This window comes from Radicibacter daui, from assembly GCA_030657355.1.
GTDB classification, from domain to species: domain Bacteria; phylum Pseudomonadota; class Alphaproteobacteria; order Radicibacterales; family Radicibacteraceae; genus Radicibacter; species Radicibacter daui.
The window spans coordinates 4030126-4055772 of the sequence record CP131056.1 but is presented as its reverse complement, the minus strand read 5'-3'; the positions used below and the strand labels follow the sequence as shown (position 1 = coordinate 4055772).

Here is a 25647-nt window from a genome sequence, read left to right as displayed (position 1 = left end):
CGGGCTCAGGCGGCCTGTTCTTCGATCTCCAGCGCGCCGGAGGTTTCGTCATTGGCGGCCTCTTCGGTCACCAGGGCTTCCTCTGCGGCGTTCTGCTGGGCCTGCATGCGCCGGTCGGCTTCCTCGGTCGACTTGCGGATGATCTCGATGAGAGAGCTGCGCAGATCGACCATGGACTGGGCGACGAGGCCGGCGATGCCGCGCACGTCGTGGCTGAGAGTGCCGGCATTGGCGAGCTCGTCATTGACCCGGGTGATCTCCTCCGTCAGGTGACGGGAAGCTTCCGTGGTCTGCTCCACGGTGCGGGCAATATCGCGCGTTGCCGCGCTTTGCTGCTCCACCGAGGCGCCGATGGCCGTCGAGATTTCATCGATGGACCGGATCACGCTGCCGATATGCTTGATGCCCTCGGCCGCCTGGCCGGTGGTCATCTGGATGCTCATGATCTGGTTGATGATCTCGTCCGTCGCGCGGGCGGTCTGGCCGGCGAGGGTCTTGACCTCCTGCGCCACCACCGCAAAGCCCTTGCCGGCATCGCCCGCCCGTGCCGCCTCAATGGTGGCGTTGAGGGCCAGCAGGTTGGTCTGCTCGGCAATGTCGCGGATGAGATCCACGACGCTGCCGATGGCCTGCGCGGCTTCCACGAGGCCCTGCATGGTGGTGTTGGTCTCGTCCGCTTCCGACACCGCCTTGGAGGCGACGGTACGGGCTTCCTTGACCTGCCGCATGATCTCCTCGGTGGAGGCCGAGAGCTGTTCGGTGGCGGCGGCAACAGTCTGCGTGTTCTGCAGAGTGGTCTGCGAGGCGCTGGTAACAGCCTGTGCCCGCTCGCTGGCGGAGGAGGCAAGTTCCACCATGCGCTCGGCGGCCTGCGACATCTCCCCGGTCTTGCCGGAGACGGAGTCGACGGAAGTGTGGGCGGCATTCTCGACCGTGGAGGCCATATCGACGATGGCCTGCTTGCGGTCCTGCGCGGAACGGACCTCCGCTTCACGCTGTTCGGCCTGCATGGCCTGGTTGGCTTCCATGCTGGCGCGGAACACTTCCACCGCATCGGCCATTTCGCCGAATTCATCGGGGCTGCGCGGCGGCAGCGTCACCAGCGTATCGCCGGCGGCCAGATGCTTCATTGCTTCGGCGAACGCCTTCAGGCGCCCGAAGGCAGTGATGCGCAGGACGACGAAGCCGATGAGCCAGCCGACGATGACAACGCCGGCCAGAACGGCAAGCGCGGTGTTCCGAAGGGTCTCGCTGCTGTGGATGAAGGTGCCGATATCGCGGGTGAGTTCGATCCTGGCCCATTCCCCGCCGAAGCTGTCCGGGATACTGGTGCCGATGGTCTCCAGCATCAGACCGCGGCGTGACGGGCGGGCCGGTGCAGCGGTGCCGGCGGCATTCTGTGCCGGTGCCGCGGCGGGTGCAGTGGCCGCCGGCGCGCTGGCGGGGGCCGCAGTGGGAGTCGCAGTGGGAGCCGATGCCTGCGCCGGCGCGGCGGGCTTGGCGTCGTCCTGGAAGTAGGAGCCCTTGAACAGCGGCTCCGCCCCGGGCTTGCCGGGCAGTATGACATCGCCGCGCACGGCATCCTCGATGCCTTCGAGCATCTTGACGGGGCTGGTCACCACCTCGAGAAAGCCGGCAACCTGAAAGCCGCCGATGGGCACGATCTGGCTATGCACCGGCACGCCGTCCTTGGTGTGCCACAGATAGCTGACCGGCTGGCGCTGGGCGCCCTTGTCGCGGCCCTTGAGCTCGTCAAGCAGCCCTGCCTGCTGGGCGAGGACGCTGTCGCCCGTGCCCTTCTTGCTGGCGGCGATAAGCTTCATGTCCTTGTCGAAGACATTCACTTCACGCAGGTCGATCTGGCCCTGGTAGACGGGCTGCGAGCTGAAGACGAGGTCGGCGGTAAGGCTGGCCTTCACCGGGTCGCTGTTCTTGGCTGCGGCCACGATGTCGGCGTTACGGGCCTGGGTGTCGGCAAAGGGGGCAATGCGCTGGTCGTATTCGCTGGTAACCCTGCGTTCGGCGAGGAAACTCAGCGTCTGGGCGGCGCTGCCATTGAAAGTGTCGAGCGAGAAGCGCTCGTTCACCCGGGATAGCCAGAGCTGGTTAATAAGGATGCCGAGCGAGAGGAGAGCGCCGATCAGGACGATGCCTCGGCGGATGGTCCAGCGGGATTCGGACTTCTTGGAGCTTGCCACGTCGGAAAGGCTCATGCGGGGGGTCTCATGCGCTTTTGTCGGGGGGAACTGTGCCTTCTTCGTGCGACAGTCGTTTTGCATAGTCCCTTTGGTGCAAACGCCGCGCAATGCCGTTCTTGTGTGCAAAACCGGTTTCACCCGGCAAGTGTCTAAAAAAAAGACAGATTTATTTACGGGCGGAACAAGTGATTTGGTGCCAGACATCGACAGGGTACGCCTTGCGATGTTATTCATAAGCTTGATTTATTACGACTCGGGGTTTGCTGGCTTTGCTCGGCGTCGTCGATCTGCTGAAAAGTGCCGCGGAGCCGGAAGCGCTCAGCAGCCGGGATCGTGCTGTCTTGCAGGAATTGGCGGACGATCCGAGCAAGCCCGTACCCTTTCGCCTGCGCCTTGTGGCCTGGTGGGAAGGCTATGATTTCGACACCTGGCTGCGCCACATGCTGGATGGCGAAGGCGGGGCGGCGGAAGACGGCAAGGCCGGTGCCAAACGCGCTGGCGAAGATACGGTCAAGCCGCTGCTGTGGTCTGCCTCGCGCATCGAGGTGGTCGAGCAGATCTGGGGGCCGGGATATACCAACCCCTGTACCGGCGATCATGTACGCAACATGGTCAAGACGCTGGGCCTGACGCCGGCCATGTCTGTGCTGGAGCTGGGCTCTGGCCTTGGCGGTATTGCCCGGCTGATGGTGGAAGAGTTCGGTGCCTGGGTCACCGGCCTTGAAGAGAACAAGCTGCTGGCCGATGCCGGCAACCAGCGCTCGGTGCTGAACGGCATGGGCAAGCAGGCGCCGGTGGCGCCCTATGATCCGGAGACCTTCGAGCTCAAGAAGCGTTTTGACTGCGTGTTCTCGAAGGAGGCGTTTTTTACCGTCGAGCGCAAGCAGCGCATGATCGAGACCCTGGTGCGCTGGCTGAAGCCGCGTGGCCAGCTGCTGTTTACCGACTATGTGCTCGACCCGGCATCGACCGACACCCGCATCATGGAAGCCTGGCGCCGGGTGGAGCCGATAAAGCCGCTGCCCTGGACGGTAGACCAGTATCGCCGCCAGCTCGACGAGCTGGAAATGGACATGCGCATCATCGAGGACATTACCGACGAGCACCGCCAGCTGGCACTCGGGGCCTGGTCCAACTTCACCGATGTGCTGCGCGACCGCAAGGCGTCCAGGGAGACGCTGATGCTGATGTTCTATGAGGCGGAGCTGTGGGCGCGGCGCGTCAACGCGCTCGATCACGGGCTCAAGGTCTATCGTTTCTTCGGCTTCCGCGCCGGCGACCCGGTCACCTGACCCGCATTGCGGCGGAATTGCAGCTTTTTTGCTGCCCACAGGCTGGCTGTTGCCCTTGACTCATATTGGCATGCTTCGTATAAGCGCGCGCTCAAGACGCTTCCAGAGCGCCTGATGTAAAGGAATTCTTCGATGAAGGTCGCCAATTCGCTGAAGACCCTCAAGAGCCGCGACAAGAACTGCCGTGTCATTCGTCGCCGTGGCCGGGTCTACGTCATCAACAAGAAGAACCCGCGTTTCAAGGCTCGCCAGGGCTGAGAAAACGGGTTGAGGCCTGCTGGCTGCCCTTGTGGCAGGTATCGGTGCTTCACCGGTAAAAGTTCTAAAGTAAAAACGCTCGGCGGACCTTTGCACAAGCAAGGGTCCGCCGAGCGTTTTTCATTTCTGTCTCTGGCTATTTCGCACCTGCATCATATTTGTTGTGCGACGCATCACTTTGCTGCGTTTTTCCCCACCAGCGCTGTGGACTCTGCCGTTCAAGAGACTAAAGTGCGCGAACTCCCGCACAGGGCATCCGCTGCCGTGCGCCGGCCATAGTCCGGCGTAAGGCGCCACGGCGGAGGCCTCGTCTCAACCAAATTGGCCCCGATTTCACTTGGGTAAATCGCCAGGGGGACGGAACAGATGAATATTCATGAGTACCAGGCCAAACAGCTGCTGCGCAAATATGGCGTAGCGGTGCCGCAGGGTGCGCCGGCCTACACCGCTGATGAAGCGGTTGAGGCGGCCAAGGCCCTGCCCGGCCCGGTTTACGTCGTCAAGTCGCAGATCCATGCAGGTGGCCGCGGTGCCGGTCGCTTCAAGGATGATCCGAACGGCAAGGGCGGCGTTCGCGTCGTCAAGTCGCTGGACGAGGTCAAGGCTGCTGCCGAAGCGATGCTTGGCCATGTGCTCGTCACCAAGCAGACCGGCGCTGCCGGCCGTGAAGTGAAGCGCATCTATGTTGAAGCCGGCGCTGACATTCAGCGCGAGCTTTATCTCTCCCTGCTGGTTGATCGTGGCACCGGCCGCGTCACCATCCTCGCCTCCACCGAAGGCGGCATGGAGATCGAGGAAGTGGCCGCGCACACCCCGGAGAAGATCATCTCCGTGGCTGTTGACCCGGCAACCGGCATCCAGCCGTTCCACACCCGCAAGATCGCCTTCGGCCTCGGCCTCACCGGCGACGCGGTGAAGAGCGCGTCCAAGCTGATCGCCAGCCTCTACAAGGCCTTCAACGACCTCGACGCTTCCATGCTCGAGATCAACCCGCTGATCGTCACCGGTGCTGGCGAAGTGCTGGCCCTCGACGCCAAGATGGGCTTCGACGACAACGCGCTCTTCCGTCACAAGGATGTGCTTGAGCTGCGCGACCTCGACGAGGAAGATCCGGCTGAAGTCGAAGCCAGCAAGCACGAGCTGAACTATGTGAAGCTCGACGGCAACATCGGCTGCATGGTGAACGGCGCGGGTCTCGCGATGGCCACCATGGACATCATCAAGCTCTATGGCGGCGAGCCGGCGAACTTCCTTGATGTCGGCGGCGGCGCTACCAAAGAGCGCGTGACGCAGGCCTTCAAGCTGATTCTCAGCGATCCCAATGTCGAGGGCATCCTCGTCAACATCTTCGGCGGCATCATGCGCTGCGACGTCATCGCCGAAGGCGTGATCGCGGCGGCCAAGGAAGTGAGCCTGCACGTGCCGCTGGTCGTGCGTCTCGAGGGTACCAATGTGGAGCTGGGCAAGAAGATCCTCTCCGAATCCGGCCTGCCGATCAAATCCGCCGACAATCTGGCGGATGCGGCAGACAAGATCGTCAAAGCGGTGAAGGAGGCGGCTTAATCATGGCCATTCTCGTCGACAAGAACACCAAGGTGATCTGTCAGGGCTTCACCGGCGCGCAGGGCACCTTCCACTCCGAGCAGGCCATCGCCTACGGCACCAAGATGGTTGGCGGCGTGACCCCGGGCAAGGGCGGCTCCAGCCACCTTGACCTGCCGGTGTTCGACACTGTGGCCGAAGCCCGTGCCCGTACCGGCGCCAATGCTTCCGCGATCTACGTTCCGCCGCCCTTCGCGGCCGACGCGATCCTGGAAGCCATCGATGCCGGCATCGAGCTCGTGGTCTGCATCACCGAAGGCATCCCGGTTCTCGACATGGTGCGCGTCAAGCGCGCCCTGCAGGGTTCCAAAACCCGCCTCATCGGTCCGAACTGCCCGGGCGTGATCACGCCGGGTGAGTGCAAGATCGGCATCATGCCGGGCCACATCCACAGCCGCGGCAAGATCGGTGTCGTGTCCCGTTCGGGCACGCTGACCTATGAAGCTGTTGCCCAGACCACCGCTGTCGGCCTCGGCCAGACCAGCTGCGTCGGCATCGGCGGCGACCCGGTCAACGGCACCAACTTCGTTGACGTGCTGGAGATGTTCCTGGCCGATGACGAGACCCAGGGCATCATCATGATCGGCGAAATCGGCGGTAACGCCGAGGTCGACGGCGCCGAGCTGCTCAAGTCCGCCAAGGCAAAGAAGCCGGTTGTCGGTTTCATCGCCGGTGCGACCGCTCCTCCGGGCCGCCGCATGGGCCATGCCGGTGCCGTGATCTCCGGCGGCAACGACACTGCCGCCTACAAGATCGAGGCCCTCAAGGCCGCCGGCATTCACGTGGCCGACAGCCCGGCATCGCTGGGTTCGACCATGCTGAAGGCGATGAAGGGCTAAGTTCCTTCAATCGCAGCCGCAAATGTACAAGGCCGCCGCCGGATCCGTTCCGGTGGCGGTTTTGTTTTGGCGCTATACTGCATAACGGAGTGATTCGCCCCAAAGTGCCCTGCCGGACGGTTCGGGGGGCAGGGAAACAGGCTCTTGACCTCCATCCCGCCAGCGCTCCCCATATAGAGGTGAGTAACGGAGCCGAAGTGATATGAGCCGCGCTTTCGTCCGCGAGCAGGACAATGCCGGTCCGGAAGCACCGCCGGACCTCAAGATAAGCCCGCATCGCAATCTGGTGACGCGGCGGGGATTGCAGCTGATCGAGGACAAGGTGGCCGAGTTGCAGGCGGAGCTTGCGGCCAACCCCTCCGCCGAGAAGCTTTTATGGCTGCGCCGAGACCTGCGTTACTGGATGGCGCGGCGCGAAACCGCCGAGCTCAGCCAGCCGGATGCCACGTCTGCGGCCGTTGGGTTTGGCACCCGCGTTACGCTGAAGCGTGACGGACGCAAGGCGGAAGTCTTTGAAATTGTTGGTGAGGACGAAGCTGACCCGGCCGAGGGTCGGCTGAGCTGGGTGTCGCCGATCGCCGCCGGCATCATGGGCGCCGAGGCCGGGGACGAGATAGAAGTCGGTCCGCGCCAGCCACCGATGCTGGTGGAGATCCTGAAAGTCGATAACGCCGGTTAGCTCCGTTGCGGCCCGGGCGAAAAGGGGCAGGAACCGCCAAGGCGCCCACCGGCTTTAATGCCATCTTCGGGATGCAGAGTTGCCTGCTCGGCATGATGCAACGCATGCGACCTGGCGTATGATCGCCGCACCACCGGCGCAACCAGCGGATGGCTTTGTTGCAACAGGTCCAGGATGGCTTCACCGTCCCGCAGGAAAATTCACTTTTTTTCATGCGGTTCCTTTTGCCCCTCCGAAACCATGCTTCTATAGTGCGGCCCGGTCGCGGGTCGGTTTCCGCATGGCCTTCGCGCGCCATTTTTCTTTCATGATCAGGGCCCGCCCCCACGGACGGGATTGAGAGCCAGAAATGGGATCGGCACTAGACAAGGCCTCGCTTCTCTCCGGCGCTAACGCCGTCTTTCTCGCTGAAATTTATGCTCGCTGGCTGGAGGACCCCAAATCGGTCGATACCAGCTGGGCCGAGCTTTTCAGCGAGATGGGCGACGATCTGGGCGCCGCGCTGACGGATGTGAAGGGCCCGTCCTGGACCAAGGTCAAGGCCCGTGTGGTCGGCCAGGTTGACCCGGAAGAGGAGGCCGCCGCCAAGGCGAAGGCCGCCAGGAATGGCAAGGCCGGCCCGGCCGTGCCGGCTCCGGCCGGTGACCCCGGCACCGCCGACACCTATGTGCGCCAGCACACGATTGATTCGATCCGCGCGATCATGCTGATCCGCGCCTATCGCATCCGCGGCCACATGCTGGCGACGCTGGACCCCCTCGGTCTGCAGACTTTCGCGCACCATCCGGAGCTTGATCCGGCGTCCTACGGCTTTTCCGATGCCGACATGGACCGTGCGATCTTCATCGACGGCGTGCTGGGCTTTGAGACGGCGACGCTGCGCGAGATCATCGCCAAGCTGCATCGCACTTACTGCGCTCATGTCGGCGTCGAGTACATGCACATCCAGGATCCCGACCAGAAGCAGTGGATCCAGTACCATATGGAGAATGCCGAGCTGGCTCCGCCGCTGTCGCGGGACGAGAAGCTGCGCATCTTCGACAACACCACCCGCTCCGAACTGTTCGAGAAGTATCTCAACACCAAGTTCAAGGGCACCAAGCGCTTCGGCGTCGATGGTGGTGAAGCGCTCATTCCGCTGATGGAAGAAGTGCTGCACACCGCCGCCAAGGCCGGCGTGCAGGAAGTGGTGCTGGGCATGGCGCACCGCGGCCGCCTCAATGTGCTGGCCAATGTGATGTCCAAGCCCCTGCGCAAGATGTTCGCGGAATTCCAGGGCGTCTCCTCGAACCCGGAAGATCTGGGTTCGGGCGACGTGAAGTATCATCTCGGCACTTCCGCCGACCGCGACTTCGACGGCAATGCCGTCCACCTGTCGCTGAATGCCAACCCGTCGCACCTTGAAGCGGTTGATCCGGTCATCATCGGCCGTGTCCGCGCCAAGGAAGACCAGCTGGGTGACCTTGAGCCGCGCGGCAACAAGGTGCTGCCGATCCTGCTGCATGGTGATGCTGCCTTCGCCGGCCAGGGCCTCGTTCCCGAGACGCTCGATATGTCCGAGCTCAAGGGCTACAAGGTCGGCGGCTCGATCCACATCATTATCAATAACCAGATCGGCTTCACCACCAAGCCGACCGATGCGCGCTCTGGCCCCTATGCCACCGAAGTGGCCAAGACCATCCAGGCGCCGATCTTCCATGTGAATGGTGATGATCCGGAAGCCTGCGCCCGCGTGGCGCGCATGGCGACCGAGTTCCGCCAGACCTTCAAGAAGATCGTTGTGATCGATATGTGGTGCTATCGCCGCCACGGCCACAACGAAGCCGACGAGCCGGCCTTCACCCAGCCGACGATGTACCGCGTCATCAAGGACCACCCGTCGGTCTGGACGCTGTACTCGCAGAAGCTGGTTGCCGAAGGCGTGCTGAGCCAGGACGAGGTGGATGCCCGCGCGAATGCCTTCCATTCCAAGCTGGAAGAAGAGTTCGAGGCAGCCCAGGCGTACAAGCCCAACAAGGCCGACTGGCTGGAAGGCGCCTGGCGCGGCTTCGAGCAGGCTTCGGGTGATGATCGCCGGGGGGATACCCAGTGCGATATGGACCTTTTGAAGAAGGTCGGCGCCACCATCACCACGGTGCCGGACAGCTTCAATCTCAACCCGAAGATCGCCCGCCAGCTGAAGGCCAAGCAGGACATGATGTCGTCCGGCGAAGGTTTTGACTGGGCCACGGGCGAGGCGCTGGCTTTCGGCACGCTCTGCGCTCAGGGCTACCGGGTGCGCCTCTCCGGTCAGGATTGCGGTCGCGGAACTTTCTCCCAGCGTCATGCCGCTCTCTATGACCAGGAGAACGAAGAGAAGTACGTGCCGCTGCAGCATGTCGCGCCGGATCAGGGCAAGTTCGAGGTTCTCGACAGCCCGCTGGCCGAAGCCAGCGTTGTCGGCTTCGAATATGGCTACTCGGTTACCGATCCGAACGCGCTCGTGCTGTGGGAAGGCCAGTTCGGCGACTTCTCCAACGGCGCCCAGATCATCATCGACCAGTTCATCAGCTCGGGTGAAGCCAAGTGGCTTCGTATGTCCGGTCTGGTGATGCTGCTGCCGCACGGGTACGAAGGCCAGGGCCCGGAGCACAGCTCCGCGCGTATGGAGCGTTACCTGCAGATGTGCGGTGAGGATAACTGGCAGGTGTGCAACATCACCACGCCGGCGAACTACTACCATGCGCTGCGTCGCCAGATGCGCCGCCAGTTCCGCAAGCCGCTCATCATCTTCACGCCGAAGTCGCTGCTGCGTCACAAGCGTGCGGTGTCGAAGCTTGAAGAGTTCGGTCCGGGCACGTCGTTCCATCGCGTCCTGCCGGAGACCTATGACGACCAGCTGGTGGCCGACAAGGACATTCGCCGCGTCGTGATGTGCTCGGGCAAGGTCTATTACGACCTCCTGGAAGAGCGCGAAAAGCGCGGCACCAAGGATGTTGCCATCATCCGTCTGGAGCAGTTCTACCCGTGGCCGCGGACTTCCGTGGGCAACCAGCTCAAGCGTTATCCGAACGCCCAGGTGCTGTGGTGCCAGGAAGAGCCGGCCAACATGGGCGGCTGGTCTTTCGTGCGCTGGCACATCGAAGACGTGCTGGAAGAGATCGGCCACAAGTTCCGCCGTCCGCTCTATTCCGGCCGCTCCATTGCCGCCGCGCCGGCAACGGGCCTTGCCAAGCGCCACGCTGCCGAGCAGGCAGCGCTGGTCGACAAGGCGCTGACGGTCACCGAGTAAACCAAGACAGGAGGGGCCGGATCCGGATCAAGGGTCCGGCCCCGACGGTCTTTTATGCGAAGAAAGCTTCAGGCAAGAAACCTGCGGCATAATCTTTAAAAGATCAGTCCCAGGAAACGCGAAAGTCGAGAAACCATGGCAACTGAAATCAAAGTGCCCGCTCTGGGTGAATCGGTCAGCGAGGCGACGATTGCCCAGTGGCTGAAGAAGGTTGGCGATGCCGTCGCCGTCGATGAACCGCTGTGCGAGCTGGAGACCGACAAGGTCACCGTCGAAGTGAACGCCACCGCCGCCGGCGTGCTGGGCGAGATCATCTCCAAGCAGGGCGATACCGTTGAGGTTGGCACCGTGATCGGCGTGATCACCGAAGGTGCTGCCGCTGCGGCCAAGCCGGCTGCTGCCGCTGCACCGGCGCCGGTCGCTGCGGCCCCGGCTGCCGCTCCGGCGGGCGAGGTGGCTGCCTCCCCGGCCGCGCGCAAGCTGGCCGCCGACAAGGGCGTTGACCTTGCCAGCGTTTCCGCCAGCGGCCCCAAGGGCCATGTGCTGAAGGAAGATGTGGCTGCCGCCAAGCCGGCCGCTGCCGCCAAGCCGGCCGCTGCCGCTGCTCCGGCCCCGGTTGCCGCTCCGGTTGCGACGGGTCCGGCGCGTGAAGCCGGTGAGCGCGAAGAGAAGGTCAAGATGACGCGCCTGCGTCAGACCATCGCCCGCCGCCTCAAGGAAGCGCAGAACACCGCTGCCATGCTCACGACCTTCAACGAGGTCGACATGACGAACGTCATGGCGCTGCGCAACGAGTACAAGGACGGCTTCGAGAAGAAGCATGGCGTGCGCCTTGGCTTCATGAGCTTCTTCGTGAAGGCTGCGGTTGCCGCGCTCAAGGAAATCCCGGCGGTCAATGCCGAGATCTCCGGCGACAGCATCATCTACAAGAACTTCTACGACATCTCCGTGGCCGTCGGCGGCCCGCAGGGCCTCGTGACCCCGGTGCTGCGCGACTGCGACGAGCTGAGCTTCGCCGGCATCGAGCAGAGCATCGGCGATTACGCCAAGAAGGCGCGTGACGGCAAGCTGACCATGCAGGACATGGCCGGCGGCACCTTCACCATCTCCAATGGCGGCGTGTACGGCTCGCTGATGTCGACCCCGATCCTCAATCCGCCGCAGTCGGCCATCCTGGGTATGCACAAGACCCAGGAACGTCCGATGGCGATTGGCGGCAAGGTTGAAATCCGCCCGATGATGTATCTGGCGCTGAGCTACGACCACCGCATCGTCGACGGCAAGGAAGCGGTGACCTTCCTCGTCCGCATCAAGGATGCGATCGAGGATCCGCGCCGCCTGCTGCTGGATCTGTAATTCCCGGCCTGCAGCCGGAAATTCGGTAAGCCCTGAAAGCGCCGCCCCTTCCCATGGAGGGGCGGCGTTTTAATTTGTTATCCTGTCCTTATGGGGCGGTGTCTTTGGCCGTTCGGCGGGTTATTCTCTCGCGATGCACCCGCAAGCCTTGTCTCCCTCACAGAAGAGAAAAGGGCGCCGTCGTGTATCCGGCGCCGGCCTTGCCTTGTTGCTCGCTTTTGCGGCCCTGTGGGGAGCGACGGCCGCCCGTGCCGACGATCCGGCGGCGCAGGGCAGGCTTACGACACTGCGGATCGGTTTTCGTCCGATCGAACCTCTGGTGGTGCAGGCAAGCGATGGCGGCCTTGCCGGCAGCGAAGTGGCGCTGGTTGGCGAGATATTGCGGCGCGCCGGCTTTTCCATGCAGCCGGTTTCCCTGCCGGCCCTGCGGCTGACCATTGCGCTTGCGAGCGGGGATGTCGATGTCGTGGCCCCCGGCCTGCCGGCCAGTCATGAGGGCATCTATCCGACGCGTCCGTTTCTCGTCTATCGCAACGTCGCCATCGCCTTGCGCCCGCTGGAGCCGCCACCGCAGACGGTGGCCGATCTGCTCAACTGGCGCATCATTGCTTTTCCAGGAGCACACCGGGTGCTTGGAGACGCGTTTCGGGACGTTGTGGCGGCGGCCCCCAATTATCACGAAGAGACCCAGTCACCGGTTCAGGTGCTGATGGCGCAACGCGAGCGGGTGGATCTCATGGTGGGGGAGCGAAGGATCCTGCGGGCGCTGGTGGAAGAGACGCTGCCCAACATCAAGGTCTTCGAGTATCCGCTTTTCACCCCCAATCTCTATCCGATCTATTTTCGCCGGCAGGACTATGCCGGCCGCGTCGATGCCGTGCTGGCGCAGATAGACCCGTCCGGCGAAGGTTTCGCCAACAAGTCGGAATTGCCGCCTGCGGACGGGAACGAAGAAAATCCCGGCCAATAAGCACTCAATAAGCATCAGGCATGCGGCCACCGGCGTTGCCCCGACCGCGCGTCGGTTGATATAACGCCGGAACCAAACCCTTACACTTTCGCCTCTATCGGTTACCCGAAGCAGGAATTTCAGAAGATGAGCGATCAGCAGTTTGACGTTGTCGTTATCGGCAGCGGTCCCGGTGGCTACGTGCACGCCATCCGTTGTGCGCAGCTCGGCCTCAAGACCGCCTGCGTGGAGAAGCGCGCGACGCTCGGCGGTACGTGCCTCAATGTCGGCTGCATCCCCTCCAAGGCGCTGCTGCAGAGCTCCGAGAAGTTTGTCGAGGCTGCTCATCTGGACGAGCATGGCATCGGCGTTGGGGCGCCGACCCTCGATCTCGCCACGATGATGAAGCGCAAGGACGGCGTCGTCTCCAAATTCACGCGCGGCGTGGAAGGCCTGTTCAAGAAGAACAAGGTTACCTGGGTCAAGGGTGCCGGCCGCATCACCGCCGGTGACACGGTTGAAGTGACGGGCGCCGATGGCGCCGTCAGCACGCTCAAGACGCGCTTCATCACCATCGCTACCGGTTCCGAGCCCTCCAGCCTGCCGTTCCTCGAGATCGACGAGAAGACCATCGTGTCCTCTACCGGCGCCATTGCGCTGGAGAAGGTTCCAGGCCGCCTTGCCGTGATCGGCGGCGGCGTGATCGGCCTTGAGCTGGGCACCGTATGGCATCGCCTCGGCTCCAAGGTCACTGTTGTCGAATTCCTCGATAACATCCTGGCCGGCATGGATGTCGGCACTGCCAAGGACATGGCCAAGATCGTCAAGAAGCAGGGCATGGAAGTGCTGACCGGCACCAAGGTGACCGGTGCTGCCAAGACGGCCGGCGGCGTGTCGCTGACCTGGGAGCCGGTTGCCGGCGGTGAAGCCCAGACCCAGGAATTCGACGTGGTGCTCGTCTCCGTCGGCCGCCGCGCTTATATCGACGGCCTCGGCCTTGATGCGGTCGGTGTGACCGTCGAGCGTGGCAAGGTGGTGATCGATGATCACTTCAAGACCAACGTCAACGGCATCTATGCCATCGGCGATGTGGTGAAGGGCCCGATGCTCGCCCACAAGGCCGAGGACGAAGGCATGGCGCTGGCCGAGATTTACGCCGGCCAGGCGGGCCATGTGAATTACGACGTCATTCCGGGCGTGGTCTACACGTGGCCGGAAGTGGCAAGCGTGGGCAAGACGGAAGAGCAGCTGAAGGAAGCAGGCATCGCCTACAAGGTCGGCAAGTTCCCGTTCCTGGCCAACAGCCGCGCCGGGGCTGTCGGCGAGACCGATGGCTCCGTCAAAATTCTCGCTGATGCCACCACCGACCGCGTGCTGGGTTGCCACATCATCGGCCCCAATGCCGGCGAGAATATCCACGAGATCGTGGCCATCATGGAGTTCGGCGGTTCGGCCGAGGACGTGGCGCGCACCTGCCATGCCCATCCGACGCTCGCCGAAGCCATCAAGGAAGCGGCTCTGGCCGTTGATGCGCGGGCGATCCACATCTGAGGATCGGCTCCCGAGCCTGGTTGAAAAGAAAACGGCCCCGGAATTCCGGGGCCGTTTTTTTGTCCTGCGATCTGCCTGCCCGCGCGCGGCGGGAATTCAATCAGCCGTTTGAGCTGGAGCTGTCGTCGTCCGCATAGGAGACGGAGAAGGCCTGATCCTCGAAATCGGCATTGGCATTGAAGCCCTTGCCGATGTTGAGAGTGATGCCATTCTTGAAGTCCAGCGTGCGGGTGCCGTCGCTGTTTGCGGTCGGCAGTGCCGTCGTCACCGTGGTGGTGCCATCGGTGATGGAGAACTGCTTCTTGTCCTTGTCGTAGCTCACCGTGTAGTTGCCGGCATCGGCAACGCCGGTCACGACGGCCGAAACATTGTCGGTCAACTCGACAGTGCTGCTGCCGACATCGCTGCCGCTACCCGCCTGTGTCTTGAGGAAGTTGCCATAGGCCTCGTTGATCGGATCGAGGTAGGCCGCGCTCAGGACCGAAAGGTAAGGGTTGGACGCGCTGGAACTGGCATTGAAGAGGGCCGTGTTCACCGAACTGTCGGCAAGACCGAGCAGGCTCGAGGTGGTGCGCAGGGTCGTCAGCGCACTGGTAAGGTCCGGGTTGCTTTCGGCAAGCCCGCGCGTGAAATCGTCCGTTCCTGCCAGCGGGTCGGCGGCATTCGAGTCGCTCGACGTGCTGGAGGAAGATGAGCTGCTGCTGCCCGTTCCGCTCGCTGTGCTGACATTGCCGGCACCGCTCGGGGTCAGGACATTATAGGCTGGGTTGCTGATCGAGTTGACGGCCATGATTGGCTAAACCTCCCCCCGCTTTTGGCGTGGGCTTTCAGGTTACGAGGTCGAGATGCAGAAGGGCGGTGCTGCCTTGCAGGCTGAGGCCGCCTTCCTGTGCCGATTCGGTGCTGGCCTGCTGCGCCACGGCGACCGGATGCTGCAGGGGAATGATGGGTAGATCGAGTGCGCCGGGGCTGGCGCCGGCAACGGCTGCGCGCACATCGGCGGCATCAAGGCCGCTGAGTTCAGCAAACAGCTCCACTTCCGGCGCATCGACGAGGCCATTGCCGGCAAGCGCTTCATGCAGCTGGATTTGCTGCCGCTCGCGCTCTTCCTCGGCCTGGCGGGCTCGCTCTTCCGGGCTGATCTGCTGGGTGGCATCGTTACCGGAATCGCCGGACGTAGCGGCCGCGGTGGTGGCGGGACGCCCCGAATCACCCGATGCGATGAGCTGTGCCTTGAACAGCGATCCGTCGCCGCTGCCGGTCACGCGGGCGCTGGAAGCAGCTGAATTGGGGTGCAAAGAAGGGTCCGGCGCTGCACTTGCTGCAGCCGGCGGGACTGAAGGCGCCCTTTGCGAAGATCCTGACGGCACCTGCGGGGCTGCCGCTCTGCCGGACACGACTAGGCCTGGCGCCGAAGAGAGAGGGTCGAGCATCCTGCTGCGTCTCCCCGACGACACAAAAATTCTACCTGATTAGAAATGACTATAACGTTAGTCGCCTGTCGGCACAAGGTTTTTTACGAAAAATGCTTGACAGGTCGTTATCGAGATGAATCGGTGTTGTTTGTTGTTTTTCAATGGGTTGTCTTTTGCGGATTTGAGCCATTCCAGCCCGGCCACGCCCGGCGGCGCACCCGTGGAGCTCTTGTCATCGTGCTTCCAGGAGCGGCTTTTTGTCCCGCCCTGCACAATCTTATGCATATTGAACGGCATCGCATGTACGGCCGTGCTTGACGTCGGGCGTTCGCATCGCTACACACCAGCCCTCGAACAGGGCGTCCCTTTGTGGCGCCCGTCTTGTTTTAATGGATGATCCCGATCGCTTCCAGCGATCTGAAGTCGGAGTTTGAAGCTATGGCCCGTCGTTGCGCCGTTACCGGCAAGGGCGTTCAGACCGGCAACAACGTCAGCCACGCCAACAACAAGACCCGGCGCCGCTTCCTGCCGAACCTGCAGGTCACGTCGCTGCTGAGTGAGGCGTTGGAGCGTACTGTCCGTTTGCGTCTGTCTACCCATGCGATCCGCACTGTTGATGTCCGTGGTGGCATCGACTCGTTCCTGGTCGGCACCAAGGATGAGGACCTCTCTGTTGAGGCCCGTCGTCTGAAGCGCCAGATCAAGAAGGCGCTCGCCGACAAGGAAGCCGCCTGATCTTTACTGCTTCCTGAAAAGGGGCGTTGATCAGGGCGCTGCCCTAAAACAAAACCCGCTGCCGGAAACGGCAGCGGGTTTTGTTTTGTGCGAATACCAAGGCCGCAGCAGGTGCTCCGGGCGGTGGCGGCAGGATGACCTTGCGACAAAATGTATCGCCAGGTGCTGGAAAATCGGCGCCGCGCTCCCACATGAGCGCGGGCGGTAACGGCAGGGCGAGGGGCCTTGTCCCGGAAATTCCGCCGGCAACAGCCTTCGCCTTACGGGGAAACTGACCCTTATGCTCGACCTCCTGACCAGCCCGGAAGCCTGGCTCTCGCTGGCAACCCTGACCGTGCTGGAGATCGTTCTCGGCATCGACAACATCATCTTCCTGTCGATCGTCTCCTCGCGCCTGCCGCCGGCGCAGCAGCCGATGGCCCGCCGCATCGGCCTGATCCTGGCGCTGGTCATGCGCATCGCGCTGCTGGCCTCCATTGCCTGGATCGTGTCGCTGACAAAACCGATCGTCACGCTGTTCGATCTCGACATCTCCTGGCGCGACATCATCCTGCTGGGCGGCGGCCTGTTTCTCATCGTCAAGGGCACGATGGAAATCGCCCATACGGTCGACGGGCATGAAGAGACCGGCAGCGGTGGCGGTGCGAAGGCCAGCAGCTTCGGCGCGGCAGTGGCCCAGATCGTCATGCTCGATATCGTCTTCTCGCTCGACAGCGTCATCACCGCCGTCGGCATGTCGCAGCACCTGCCGGTGATGATTGCGGCGGTGGTGCTGGCCATCATCGTCATGCTGGTGGCATCCGAGCCGGTGGCGCGTTTCGTGGAGAAGCATCTGAGCGTCAAGATCCTGGCGCTCGCCTTCCTGCTGATGGTCGGCGTGGCGCTGGTGGCCGACGGCCTGCATTTCCACATTCCGCGCGGTTATCTCTATACCGCGATGGCCTTCTCGCTGGGTGTCGAATGCCTGACGCTGTTTGCCCGCCGCCGGCGTGGCGGCAGCGCGGGCTGAGGCCCGGGAACAGCGAGGTTCAGCCGGCGATCTCGATGCGGTTGCGGCCGGCTTCCTTGGCGCGATAAAGCGCCTTGTCGGCTGCAACCAGCAGATCGTCGATCTCGCTGGCGGGTCCCGCCTCGACGAGGCCGAAGGATGAGGTGACGGTGACGGTGCCGCCACCGGGCAGGGGAATCGGGCTTGCTTCCATGCCAAGCCGCAGGCGGTTCAGCACGCCGAAGGCATCTTCCAGCCGTGTGCGCTTGAGGCAGAGCAGAAATTCCTCTCCGCCCAGCCGGTAGGCATCGTCGAAAGTGCGAATCGCCTGGCCGATGCGGGCGGCCGTTGCCTCCAGCACGCGGTCGCCGCCATCATGGCCATAATGGTCGTTGACGGCCTTGAAATGGTCGATGTCGGCAATGGCCAGGCAGAAGGGTTCTCCGCCGCGGCGCAGCCGCTCCAGTTCGCGCTCAAGCTCGTCGCGCAGCCCGTCGCGGGTGCGCAGGCCGGTGAGCGGATCGATGCCGGAGGCGGCGAGGTTGGAGGCGCGCTCCACCCGGCGCAGCTGCCGCATCAGCGCCTCGTAGGTGCCGATGATCTCCTGATAGTCGGCCAGCGGCGGGCCGCCCGGATGTCCGCCGTGGCGGGCAAGGGCGGTGCGGGCAAGCTCATGCAGCTTCTGCTGGTCTTCAAGTACCCGGGCCACGATCGGTTGCGGGGCAAGCTGCTGGGCTTCCAGCGCCGTGCGCCAGCGCGCGAAGGAGGCGGGCGGCTCGGCGGCAGCTGGCAGCGGCTGGCCATAGAATTGCGTGCGATGCCACAGGCCGACCCAGCGCAGGTAATCGTCGATCACCGTTGCCAGTAGCGCCGGCAGGCTGGTGGGCGCAATTTCCTCCCCTGCCCGGCCGGGCAGGGCGGTGATTGCTGGGGCAGGCGGGGCCTTCTTGTTCGTCTTCATCGTCCGTCAGGCATCAGTCGGCAGCCTTGAAAGCGGCGGCGCGGCAGTGGGGTGCTGCTGCACCGGAAGCTCTCCCGTTTCACATGCCACAAGCGGCCAGCCGCGCAAACGTTGCATTAGGTCAGGGAGCGGCTAATCTTCGGGCATCCTGCCTTTATCCGCCTTCCTTACAGCGGCAAGGCCAGTTTCAATTTTCGCCGGCGCCGCCTGTCAAAGGCTGTCTGCCGGCCTGCAATCCAAAGGTTCAGCCGCTTCATGGCCGCACATCCGCTCTATCCGTCGCTGCATGTCGTCACCCATCCGCTGATCCAGCACAAGCTGACGCTGATGCGGGATGAGACGACCTCGACCAAGAGCTTCCGGCAGCTGCTGCGTGAGATCGCCATGCTGATGGGCTATGAGATGACGCGCGACCTGCCGATGCGGCTGGAGCGTATCCGTACCCCGCTGGTGGAGATGGATGCGCCCAAGCTGGAAGGCAAGAAGCTGGCGGTGGTGCCCATCCTGCGCGCCGGCCTTGGCATGGCAGACGGCCTGCTGGAACTGGTGCCGTCTGCCCGTATCGGCCATATCGGCCTTTACCGTGACCATGAGACCAAGCGCCCGGTGGAATATCTGGTGAAGCTGCCAGCCCCGGAAGGCCGCACCTTCCTGCTGGTGGACCCGATGCTGGCGACCGGATTTTCCGCCGCCTATGCGGTGGACATTCTGGTCAAGAACGGCGTTCCCAAGGACGCCATTCGCTTCATGGCGCTGGTCGCTGTGCCCGAGGGGGTGGAAGTGCTCTCCAAGGCGCATCCGGAAGTGCAGATCTTCACGGCCTCCCTTGATGAGCGGCTCAACGAAAACGCCTACATCCTGCCCGGCCTCGGGGATGCGGGCGACCGGCTGTTTGGCACCAAGTAACGCGCTCTATCCACCTGGGGTCGGCGCCATACCGGTGCCGGCCATCCGGGCGATATCAGCCGGGGCGAGGCCCTGCTCACGCAAGTGGCGCAGGGCCGTCGAGCCGTCCCGTTTGGAGAGTTTGCCGCCGGTTGCCGGATCGATGATCAACGGATGATGATGGTAAACCGGCGTGGCAAGGCCCAGCACGGCCTGCAGCAGCCGGTGAATATGGGTGGCGTGGAAAAGATCCTCGCCGCGGATGACATGGGTGATGCCCTGCAATCCGTCATCCACCGTAACGCTCAGATGGTAACTGGTGCCGTTCTCGCGGCCGGCCAGCACGACATCGCCCAGGAACTCGGGCCGGGCGAACTCGGTGCCGGTACGCTCGTCCAGCCATTCCAGCGGGCCCGCCAGTGCCATGGCGGCCTTGTGGTCGAGCCGCAAGCAATGATCGTGGCCTGCGGCAAGCCGCGCCTCTCTTTCTGCCAGGGAGAGGGGGCGGCAGAAGCCGTCATAAACCGGCCCGTCCGGGCCGATGGCGGGCAGGCGGGCATGGAACGCACTGCGGGAGCAGAAACAGGGATAGACCAGCCCCTGCTGCGCAAGCCGGGCAAGGGCGGCATCGTAATCGGCCTGATGCTCGCTTTGCCGGCGCACCGGCTGCGGCCAGTTGAGGCCGAGCCAGGTAAGGTCTTCCAGAATTGCCTCGGCATAGTCCGGCCGGCAACGCGTGCGGTCGATATCTTCAAGGCGCAGCAGCATCACCCCGCCCTCCGCAGTGGCCCGGGCAGCGCACAGCAGCGCCGAGCGGGCATGGCCGAGATGCAGGTAGCCGGTAGGGCTGGGAGCAAAGCGGGTGATGAAGTGCATGGAAGGAAAATAGGGCGCACGGACCGGGGCAATCAAGCCGGGCTGCGTCAGAGGGGCCGGCTTGACAGCCCCTCGCCGGCAGCGGAAAAGCTTGGGCCATGAGCACGACCCTGCCCGGCCTTTCCGGCCCTTCCGTTCCGCCGCTTTCCGGAAAACCGCCGGAACAGCTTGTCATCCTGCTCCACGGGCTTGGCTCTGACGGCAATGACCTGATCGGACTGGTGCCCTATTGGCAGCAGATGTTGCCCGATGCCCTGTTTATCGCCCCCAACGCGCCGCAACCCTTCGACATGGCGCCGATGGGCTACCAGTGGTTTCCGCTGCGCGATTTTTCGCAGGAAGAGCGCATTCGCGGCGTGCGGTCGGCCGCTCCGGTGCTCGATGCCTTCATCAATGAGCAGATGCGCAAGCACAAGGTGCTGCCTTCCCGTATTGCACTGGTGGGCTTTTCGCAGGGCACCATGATGTCCCTGTTCGTGGCACCGCGCTGGCAGTCCGCTGTCGGTGCCGTGGTCGGCTTTTCCGGTGCGCTCATCGACCCGGCCAGTCTGCCGCGCGAGGTGCGGGCCCGTCCGCCGGTGCTGCTGGTGCATGGTGACCGCGACGATATCGTGCCGGTGGAAATGCTGGAGATTGCCGGCCGCGCGCTCGCGGAAAACGGCTTTAGCGTCAAGGCGGTGCGCCGGCCGGGCCTTGCCCATGGCATCGATATGGAGGGCATTCGCCTAGCCGGCGAGTTCCTGCAGCAGCACCTTCTGGAGACGGTCGGCAGCTGAGCCGTCGCCGGGGCGGAAGAAAGACTGGGCCGCAAGGCCCCGGACAAGACCTCCTGCGGCGAAAATGCCGCAGGAGGTCTTGTTTTTTCGGCGCTTTCTGTGACTGCGGGCACTGGCGTCATTTCCCGGTCATGTTATTTTCCTATAAGGGGATCGTTATCGCAATCCGATCCAGATATTGTGGTGCCATAGGGCTTGCGATACAAATTGCATGAAGGTTGATCCGGTTGACCGCTCGGGCCATCCGGGTCGGAGGCGAAAGGCCTCCAGCGCAGGTTGACGAAGGAGTGCCGTGAGGGTGACCCCGCCTCCCAGTGACTGTCCGGCCCTTGTACTGAACGCGGATTTTCGCCCGCTCAGCTACTTCCCCCTGTCGCTTCTGCCGTGGCAGGAGGCGATCAAGGCGGTGTTCCAGGACCGCGTCAATGTGGTGTGCGAGTATGACCGCGTGGTGCGCTCGCCAAGCATGGAAATCCGCCTGCCGTCGGTTATCTCGCTCAAGGAATATGTCTCCTCCTCGCGCAAGCCGGCCTTTACCCGCTTCAACCTTTTCCTGCGCGATGATTTCACCTGCCAGTATTGCGGGTCGCGGCCGGGCAGCCACAGCCTGACCTTCGACCATGTGCTGCCGAGGGTGAAGGGTGGGCGCACGAGCTGGGAAAACATCGTGACGGCCTGCTCCCCCTGCAACTCGCGCAAGGGCAGCAAGACGCTGCGCGAGGTGGGCATGCACCTCAGGCACAGTCCTGAAAGGCCCAGTGCCTGGCAGCTGCAAGAAAATGGAAGACGCTTCCCGCCGAACTATCTTCACGAAAGTTGGCGGGATTTTTTATACTGGGATTCCGAGCTCGATCACGAAGATTAGATATCTTATCTAATTATCTGGACGTCCGTTCCCGATCCGGTTACAAAAAAGCCATAAAAGTGAAACCGCAAGGCTGGCAAACGGCCTGCGGCAAGGCGGTAACCGCTTGGGAGGAAACATGTCGACGTTCAGGAACGCGCTTGCCGCGAGCAGCGCCGCTATAGCCTTGATTGCCGCCGGCTCGGCCAGCGCCGCCGGCTTCTACATCCAGGAACAATCCGTCACCGGTATCGGCCGCGCTTTCGCGGGCAGTGCCGCCATGTCCGACGATGTCGCCGGCATGTATTTCAACCCGGCCAACATGACCGGGCTGAGCGGAAAGTTTCAGGCCGAAACCGGCGTGAATCTGCTTATCCCTTCGGCGGATCTCAAGGACGAGGGCACCACCTTTGGCGGTGTGGCCAATGCGGGCAGTGGCAACCCCGGCAACCCTTATGACCCCACGCCAGTGCCGTTTGGTGCCGCAGCAATGTCGCTGATGGACGGCGACCTCTGGCTTGGCGTTCATGCCGGTGCCCCCTTCGGCCTTGCCAGCGACTATGGCAGGACCTGGTTCGGCCGCTATGACTCCACCAAGACGGAGCTCAAGGTTTATCAGGTCAGCCCGTCGATCGCGTATGCGATCAATGACCAGTTCTCTATCGGTGCCGGGGTGGATATCCAGCGTGCCGAAGCAACGCTGGAAGCAGCGGTCCCCGTTACCGGTTCAACCACGACGGACCGGCTCTACCGGGTCAAGGGTGACGATTGGGATTATGGTTTCAACGTCGGTATGACCTACAAGCCCGTGCAGCCGCTGACGCTCGGCGCTTCTTACCGCAGCGCGATCTCTCACAAGCTCGACGGAACCGCGACGCTCTTCTCCAATGCCGGTGCAACGCTGATCACCTCGGATGGCAGCGCCGGCCTTGACCTGCCCGACATGGCAATCGTAAGCGCCGTCTACGACATCACTCCCGACTGGCGTGTGATGGGATCGGTCAACTGGTTTGGCTGGAGCAATTTCGAGGAAATTGCGGTGGATGCCGATAATGCTGCCCTCGATACGACCGTGGCACAGAACTACAAGAATACCTTCGCTTTCTCGATTGGCGGTGAGCACGATCTGACAGACAGCCTCACCATCCGCGCCGGCATCCAGTACGACGAGACACCGACGCAGGACGATTACCGTACCTCGCGCACGCCGGATGGTAACCGGCTGTGGCTCTCCACCGGTCTTGGCTACAAGTTCAACGATGTGTTCAGCATGGACGCTGCCTACACCTACATCAACATCTCGGACGAAGACATCAGCCTGTCCCGCGCCAGCGGCTTCTCTCAGGTTGAGGCTTCCAGCAGCGGCAAGGTCCATATCATCGGCCTGCAGGGTCGCCTGAAGTTCTGAGACGCTGAGACCCTTTCGGGGGGAAGGAAAAAGGGCCGCTTTCGGGGGATGGAAGCGGCCCTTGTTTTTGTCCGGTTGAGAAGGGTGGCCTGCAGGTCAGACCCGCTCGGCCACCCAGATCACTGCGCGGGTGCTGGTGCGGATAAGGGCGCTCAGCAACTCGTAGGCCGGCGTCAGTTCGGCTTCGTTCTCAAGGCCGATATCGCGGTGTTCCAGCTCTTCGGCCTGGAATTTCTCGATCCGGGCCTTGAGCGCAGCTTCGTCGTCTCCCAGCACATCCAGTTGCTGCTGGTAGTGGTTGTCGATGACGGTTTCGACCGCCACCGTGCAGGCCATGGCCGCGCGCTCGCCCAACAGTGCGGTTCCGGCGCCAAGGGCGTAGCCCGCCAGCTTCCAGAGCGGATGCAGTAGCGTGGGGCGCACATGGCGTCGGCGCAGCTCTTCCTCGAACGCCTCCAGATGTTCCTGCTCCTGTCCGGCCATATGTTCCAGCAGGGGGCGCTTTTCGCTTTTCTGCAATTTGGCGATCTGACCGGAATAGATGCGCTGGGCGCCAAATTCGCCGGCATGGTCCACCCGCACGACCCGCGCCAGCAGGTCTCGGGGCTTCAGGTCGCCGGGCAGGCGACCGCGGCCGGTTGTGCGGGCGGGCGCAGGGCTCATCAGTTCTTCTCCGCAAAACGGCCCTTGAGGGCGATGGCGGTGATGGCGGCCAGACCCAGCGACAGCAGGAAGTTCCACGCCGCCATTGAAAGGCCGAGGAAGGTCCACTGGATATCTTCGCAGCGCGTCACCGGCGCCGCCAGCACCATGGCCTTGAGTTCGGCCAGAGACTGCGCGCCACTGGCACCCGCCGTGCAGCTGGAGGGGCCTTCCCACCATTGCTGCTCGACACCGGCATGGTAACCGGCAATCCCGGCGCCGATCAGATAGAGCACCAGCAGCAATACAAGCAGCAGCAGGCTCAGCGAGCGCTGTTTTGTCCAGGTCAGTGCCGCCAGCAGGCCCACCACGATGGCCGCCTCATGCGGCTTGCGCTGCAGCAGGCAGAGGTGGCAGGGCACGTAACCTTCCACATGCTGGGCGAACCACACATAGCTCATGGTCAAAAGGCTGGTAAGGGCGGCCCACAGGGGAAGGAGGCGGGCGGACAGAAGGCGCATCGGAACTCCGGAAGGGGCATTCCATCGGGCGGCGGAAAAGAGCGGCCGCGTGGGTTTTGGCGAAGCGATTTGCCGGCAGGCAAACCCGGGAACTTATTAATGAAGAGAGCAAAGATGGCAGGCAAGCGGCAAGCGGTCGCGTCCTGCCGGAAAGAGACCAAGTTGTCTTTACAACCGGATGCCAGTCGCGCCACTCTCGGCGGCAACAGGGCACATCTCTCGTGTCTCTGACGCTATCGAGGAAAAGAGCCATGGGCGCCAGTAGCGCTTTTGACGTCATCGTCGTCGGTCTTGGTGCCATGGGGGCGCATGCCGTGCAGCAGCTTGCCGCGCGAGGCAAGCGTGTGCTGGGCATAGAGCGTTCCAGTCTCATCAACCCCGATGGTTCCTCCCACGGCGACAGCCGGCTGATCCGCCTCGGTTATTTCGAGGACCCGTCCTATGTGCCGCTGCTGCACCGCGCCTACGCTAACTGGCGGGCGCTGGAGGCTGCCAGCCGGGAAGAGCTGCTGACCATCACCGGCGTGCTGCAGATCGGCCGGCCGGAGGGCAAGATCGTCTCCGGTGTGCTCGCCTCCTGCAAGATGCATGGCCTTGCCCGTGAGGTGCTGGACCGGGAGCAGATGGCACGCCGATACCCGGCTTTCCAGCTGGATGAGGGGGAAGTCGCCGTGCTGGAGCCACAGGGCGGCTTCGTGCGGCCAGAGCGCGCTATTCTGGCCGCGCTGCGCCTCGCCGGCGATGCCGGCGCCGAACTGCATTTTGGCGAACGGGTCACGGCCATCGAGCCGGACGGGCAAGGGGTGACGGTGCGGGCGGGCGATACAGCATACCGTGCCGCCTCGGTGATCGTCGCCGCCGGCAGCTATATCGCCGGGCTGGTGCCGGAGCTCGCCGGCATTGCCGTCCCCATTCGTCAGGTGGTTGGCTGGTTTGGCTCGAAAGACCCGCTGGCGACAGCGCTCGGGCGGATGCCGGTCTTCCTGCGCGACGAGGGCGAGGAGGGCTCGTTCTTCGGTTTTCCGCATCTTGGCGGGGATGGTGTCAAGATCGGCAAACACGCTCATTTCCGGGAGCCGATCAACCCGGAAGTGCCGAACGCTCCTGCCAATCCGGCAGACAAGGCGTTGCTGGGCGAGTTTGCTGCCCGGCGCCTGCCGCTTCTGGCGGAGGGGGCGGTCCGTTATTCAACCTGCCGCTACACGCTGCTGCCGGGGGAGGATTTTCTCCTCGATCTGGCACCGGCCAGCAACCGGATCGTCATCGCCTCTCCCTGTTCGGGCCACGGCTTCAAATTCGCCAGCGTGATCGGCGAAATCCTTGCCGATCTGGCGCTGGAACAAGGCACGGATTTGTCCATCGGCGCCTTCTCCTTCGAGAAGCTGATGGCAAAGGCAGCGGCTGCCTGAAAACCGACAGGGCCCTGCTGCTGTTCCCTGCTGGACAGGCCGGCGCCCTTCATGGCAGAAACGGCGCCTGACAGCGCTGCGGGCGTGGTGAAACTGGTAGACGCGCCGGACTCAAAATCCGGTTCCGAAAGGAGTGTCGGTTCGATTCCGACCGCCCGCACCATCTCTTCCTGATATCAGGACCTAAAGTCG

The 25647-nt window shown here is 63.3% G+C and carries 23 protein-coding genes and 1 tRNA gene; 17 read left to right on the top strand and 7 right to left on the bottom strand.

Translation table 11 applies throughout. The features are described 5' to 3' along the window. Positions 1–5: 5 nt before the first annotated feature. Positions 6–2213: a methyl-accepting chemotaxis protein gene (locus QTL98_RS18920; RefSeq protein WP_445680016.1), complete on the bottom strand. Its 2208-nt coding sequence runs from the start codon at positions 2211–2213 to the stop codon at positions 6–8. A gap of 245 nt (positions 2214–2458) precedes the next feature. Here QTL98_RS18920 and QTL98_RS18915 point away from each other — a divergent pair, with 245 nt between their 5' ends. The 9 genes from QTL98_RS18915 (at position 2459) to lpdA (ending at position 13995) form a co-directional block, all read left to right on the top strand. Then, positions 2459–3490 carry an SAM-dependent methyltransferase gene (locus QTL98_RS18915; protein WP_445680015.1) on the top strand — a complete coding sequence of 344 codons (1032 nt, stop codon included), beginning with the start codon at positions 2459–2461 and terminating at the stop codon, positions 3488–3490. Between the two features lie 132 nt (positions 3491–3622). Beyond that, positions 3623–3748 (top strand): type B 50S ribosomal protein L36, encoded by a 126-nt coding sequence (gene ykgO / locus QTL98_RS18910; RefSeq protein ID WP_445680014.1) that lies wholly within the window; start codon positions 3623–3625, stop codon positions 3746–3748. Positions 3749–4114: 366 nt separating this feature from the next. After that, positions 4115–5311 carry an ADP-forming succinate--CoA ligase subunit beta gene (gene sucC, locus QTL98_RS18905; protein ID WP_445680013.1) on the top strand — a complete coding sequence of 399 codons (1197 nt, stop codon included), beginning with the start codon at positions 4115–4117 and terminating at the stop codon, positions 5309–5311. A gap of 2 nt (positions 5312–5313) precedes the next feature. After that, complete coding sequence (gene sucD, locus QTL98_RS18900; protein ID WP_445680012.1) at positions 5314–6189, top strand: succinate--CoA ligase subunit alpha; 876 nt, start codon at positions 5314–5316, stop codon at positions 6187–6189. Between the two features lie 202 nt (positions 6190–6391). Continuing rightward, a complete protein-coding gene (locus tag QTL98_RS18895) occupies positions 6392–6868 on the top strand; it encodes a GreA/GreB family elongation factor (RefSeq protein ID WP_445680011.1) in 477 nt (158 codons plus the stop codon). Between the two features lie 349 nt (positions 6869–7217). Then, entirely contained in the window at positions 7218–10139 is a 2922-nt protein-coding gene (locus QTL98_RS18890; protein ID WP_445680010.1) for a 2-oxoglutarate dehydrogenase E1 component, read from the top strand. Between the two features lie 135 nt (positions 10140–10274). Beyond that, entirely contained in the window at positions 10275–11495 is a 1221-nt protein-coding gene (gene odhB, locus QTL98_RS18885) for a 2-oxoglutarate dehydrogenase complex dihydrolipoyllysine-residue succinyltransferase (RefSeq protein ID WP_445680009.1), read from the top strand. A gap of 205 nt (positions 11496–11700) precedes the next feature. Then, positions 11701–12465 (top strand): substrate-binding periplasmic protein, encoded by a 765-nt coding sequence (locus QTL98_RS18880; RefSeq protein ID WP_445680008.1) that lies wholly within the window; start codon positions 11701–11703, stop codon positions 12463–12465. A 126-nt stretch (positions 12466–12591) separates the two neighbouring features. Beyond that, entirely contained in the window at positions 12592–13995 is a 1404-nt protein-coding gene (gene lpdA / locus QTL98_RS18875; protein ID WP_445680007.1) for a dihydrolipoyl dehydrogenase, read from the top strand. A gap of 100 nt (positions 13996–14095) precedes the next feature. Here the strand turns inward: lpdA and QTL98_RS18870 are convergent, their stop codons facing one another. Together QTL98_RS18870 and QTL98_RS18865 are read right to left on the bottom strand one after the other, a co-directional pair. Further along, the gene (locus QTL98_RS18870) at positions 14096–14785 is read right to left on the bottom strand and encodes a hypothetical protein (RefSeq protein ID WP_445680006.1); all 690 of its coding nucleotides are present in this window, start codon (positions 14783–14785) and stop codon (positions 14096–14098) included. Positions 14786–14822: 37 nt separating this feature from the next. Further along, positions 14823–15293, bottom strand: a complete 471-nt coding sequence (locus tag QTL98_RS18865) for a hypothetical protein (protein WP_445680005.1) — start codon at positions 15291–15293, stop codon at positions 14823–14825. 555 nt (positions 15294–15848) lie between these two features. On the opposite strand from QTL98_RS18865, the gene rpmB reads away from it, so the two are divergent. Both rpmB and QTL98_RS18855 read left to right on the top strand, forming a co-directional pair. Then, positions 15849–16145, top strand: a complete 297-nt coding sequence (rpmB, locus tag QTL98_RS18860; protein ID WP_445682191.1) for a 50S ribosomal protein L28 — start codon at positions 15849–15851, stop codon at positions 16143–16145. Between the two features lie 280 nt (positions 16146–16425). Continuing rightward, positions 16426–17154, top strand: coding sequence for a TerC family protein (locus QTL98_RS18855; RefSeq protein ID WP_445680004.1), 729 nt, complete (start codon positions 16426–16428; stop codon positions 17152–17154). Positions 17155–17173: 19 nt separating this feature from the next. On the opposite strand, the gene QTL98_RS18850 is transcribed toward QTL98_RS18855, so the two are convergent. Beyond that, entirely contained in the window at positions 17174–18094 is a 921-nt protein-coding gene (locus QTL98_RS18850) for a diguanylate cyclase (protein WP_445680003.1), read from the bottom strand. Positions 18095–18349: 255 nt separating this feature from the next. On the opposite strand from QTL98_RS18850, the gene upp reads away from it, so the two are divergent. After that, positions 18350–19000 carry a uracil phosphoribosyltransferase gene (upp, locus tag QTL98_RS18845; RefSeq protein ID WP_445680002.1) on the top strand — a complete coding sequence of 217 codons (651 nt, stop codon included), beginning with the start codon at positions 18350–18352 and terminating at the stop codon, positions 18998–19000. A 6-nt stretch (positions 19001–19006) separates the two neighbouring features. Here the strand turns inward: upp and gluQRS are convergent, their stop codons facing one another. After that, positions 19007–19891, bottom strand: coding sequence for a tRNA glutamyl-Q(34) synthetase GluQRS (gene gluQRS / locus QTL98_RS18840; protein WP_510637502.1), 885 nt, complete (start codon positions 19889–19891; stop codon positions 19007–19009). A gap of 62 nt (positions 19892–19953) precedes the next feature. Between gluQRS and QTL98_RS18835 the strand changes: the two genes are divergently transcribed. From QTL98_RS18835 to QTL98_RS18825, 3 genes are all read left to right on the top strand, one after another. Beyond that, a complete protein-coding gene (locus QTL98_RS18835) occupies positions 19954–20631 on the top strand; it encodes an alpha/beta hydrolase (protein ID WP_445680001.1) in 678 nt (225 codons plus the stop codon). 298 nt (positions 20632–20929) lie between these two features. Then, positions 20930–21496 carry an HNH endonuclease gene (locus QTL98_RS18830; RefSeq protein WP_445680000.1) on the top strand — a complete coding sequence of 189 codons (567 nt, stop codon included), beginning with the start codon at positions 20930–20932 and terminating at the stop codon, positions 21494–21496. Positions 21497–21614: 118 nt separating this feature from the next. Then, positions 21615–22883 carry an OmpP1/FadL family transporter gene (locus QTL98_RS18825; protein ID WP_445679999.1) on the top strand — a complete coding sequence of 423 codons (1269 nt, stop codon included), beginning with the start codon at positions 21615–21617 and terminating at the stop codon, positions 22881–22883. Positions 22884–22979: 96 nt separating this feature from the next. Here the strand turns inward: QTL98_RS18825 and QTL98_RS18820 are convergent, their stop codons facing one another. Further along, positions 22980–23546: a demethoxyubiquinone hydroxylase family protein gene (locus QTL98_RS18820; protein WP_445679998.1), complete on the bottom strand. Its 567-nt coding sequence runs from the start codon at positions 23544–23546 to the stop codon at positions 22980–22982. After that, a complete protein-coding gene (locus QTL98_RS18815) occupies positions 23546–24046 on the bottom strand; it encodes a disulfide bond formation protein B (protein ID WP_445679997.1) in 501 nt (166 codons plus the stop codon). The genes QTL98_RS18820 and QTL98_RS18815 overlap by 1 nt, the downstream gene beginning before the upstream one ends. Positions 24047–24297: 251 nt before the next feature. Between QTL98_RS18815 and solA the strand changes: the two genes are divergently transcribed. Then, entirely contained in the window at positions 24298–25455 is a 1158-nt protein-coding gene (gene solA, locus QTL98_RS18810) for an N-methyl-L-tryptophan oxidase (RefSeq protein WP_445679996.1), read from the top strand. Between the two features lie 78 nt (positions 25456–25533). Continuing rightward, a tRNA-Leu gene (locus tag QTL98_RS18805) sits at positions 25534–25618 on the top strand. Positions 25619–25647 lie beyond the last annotated feature (29 nt).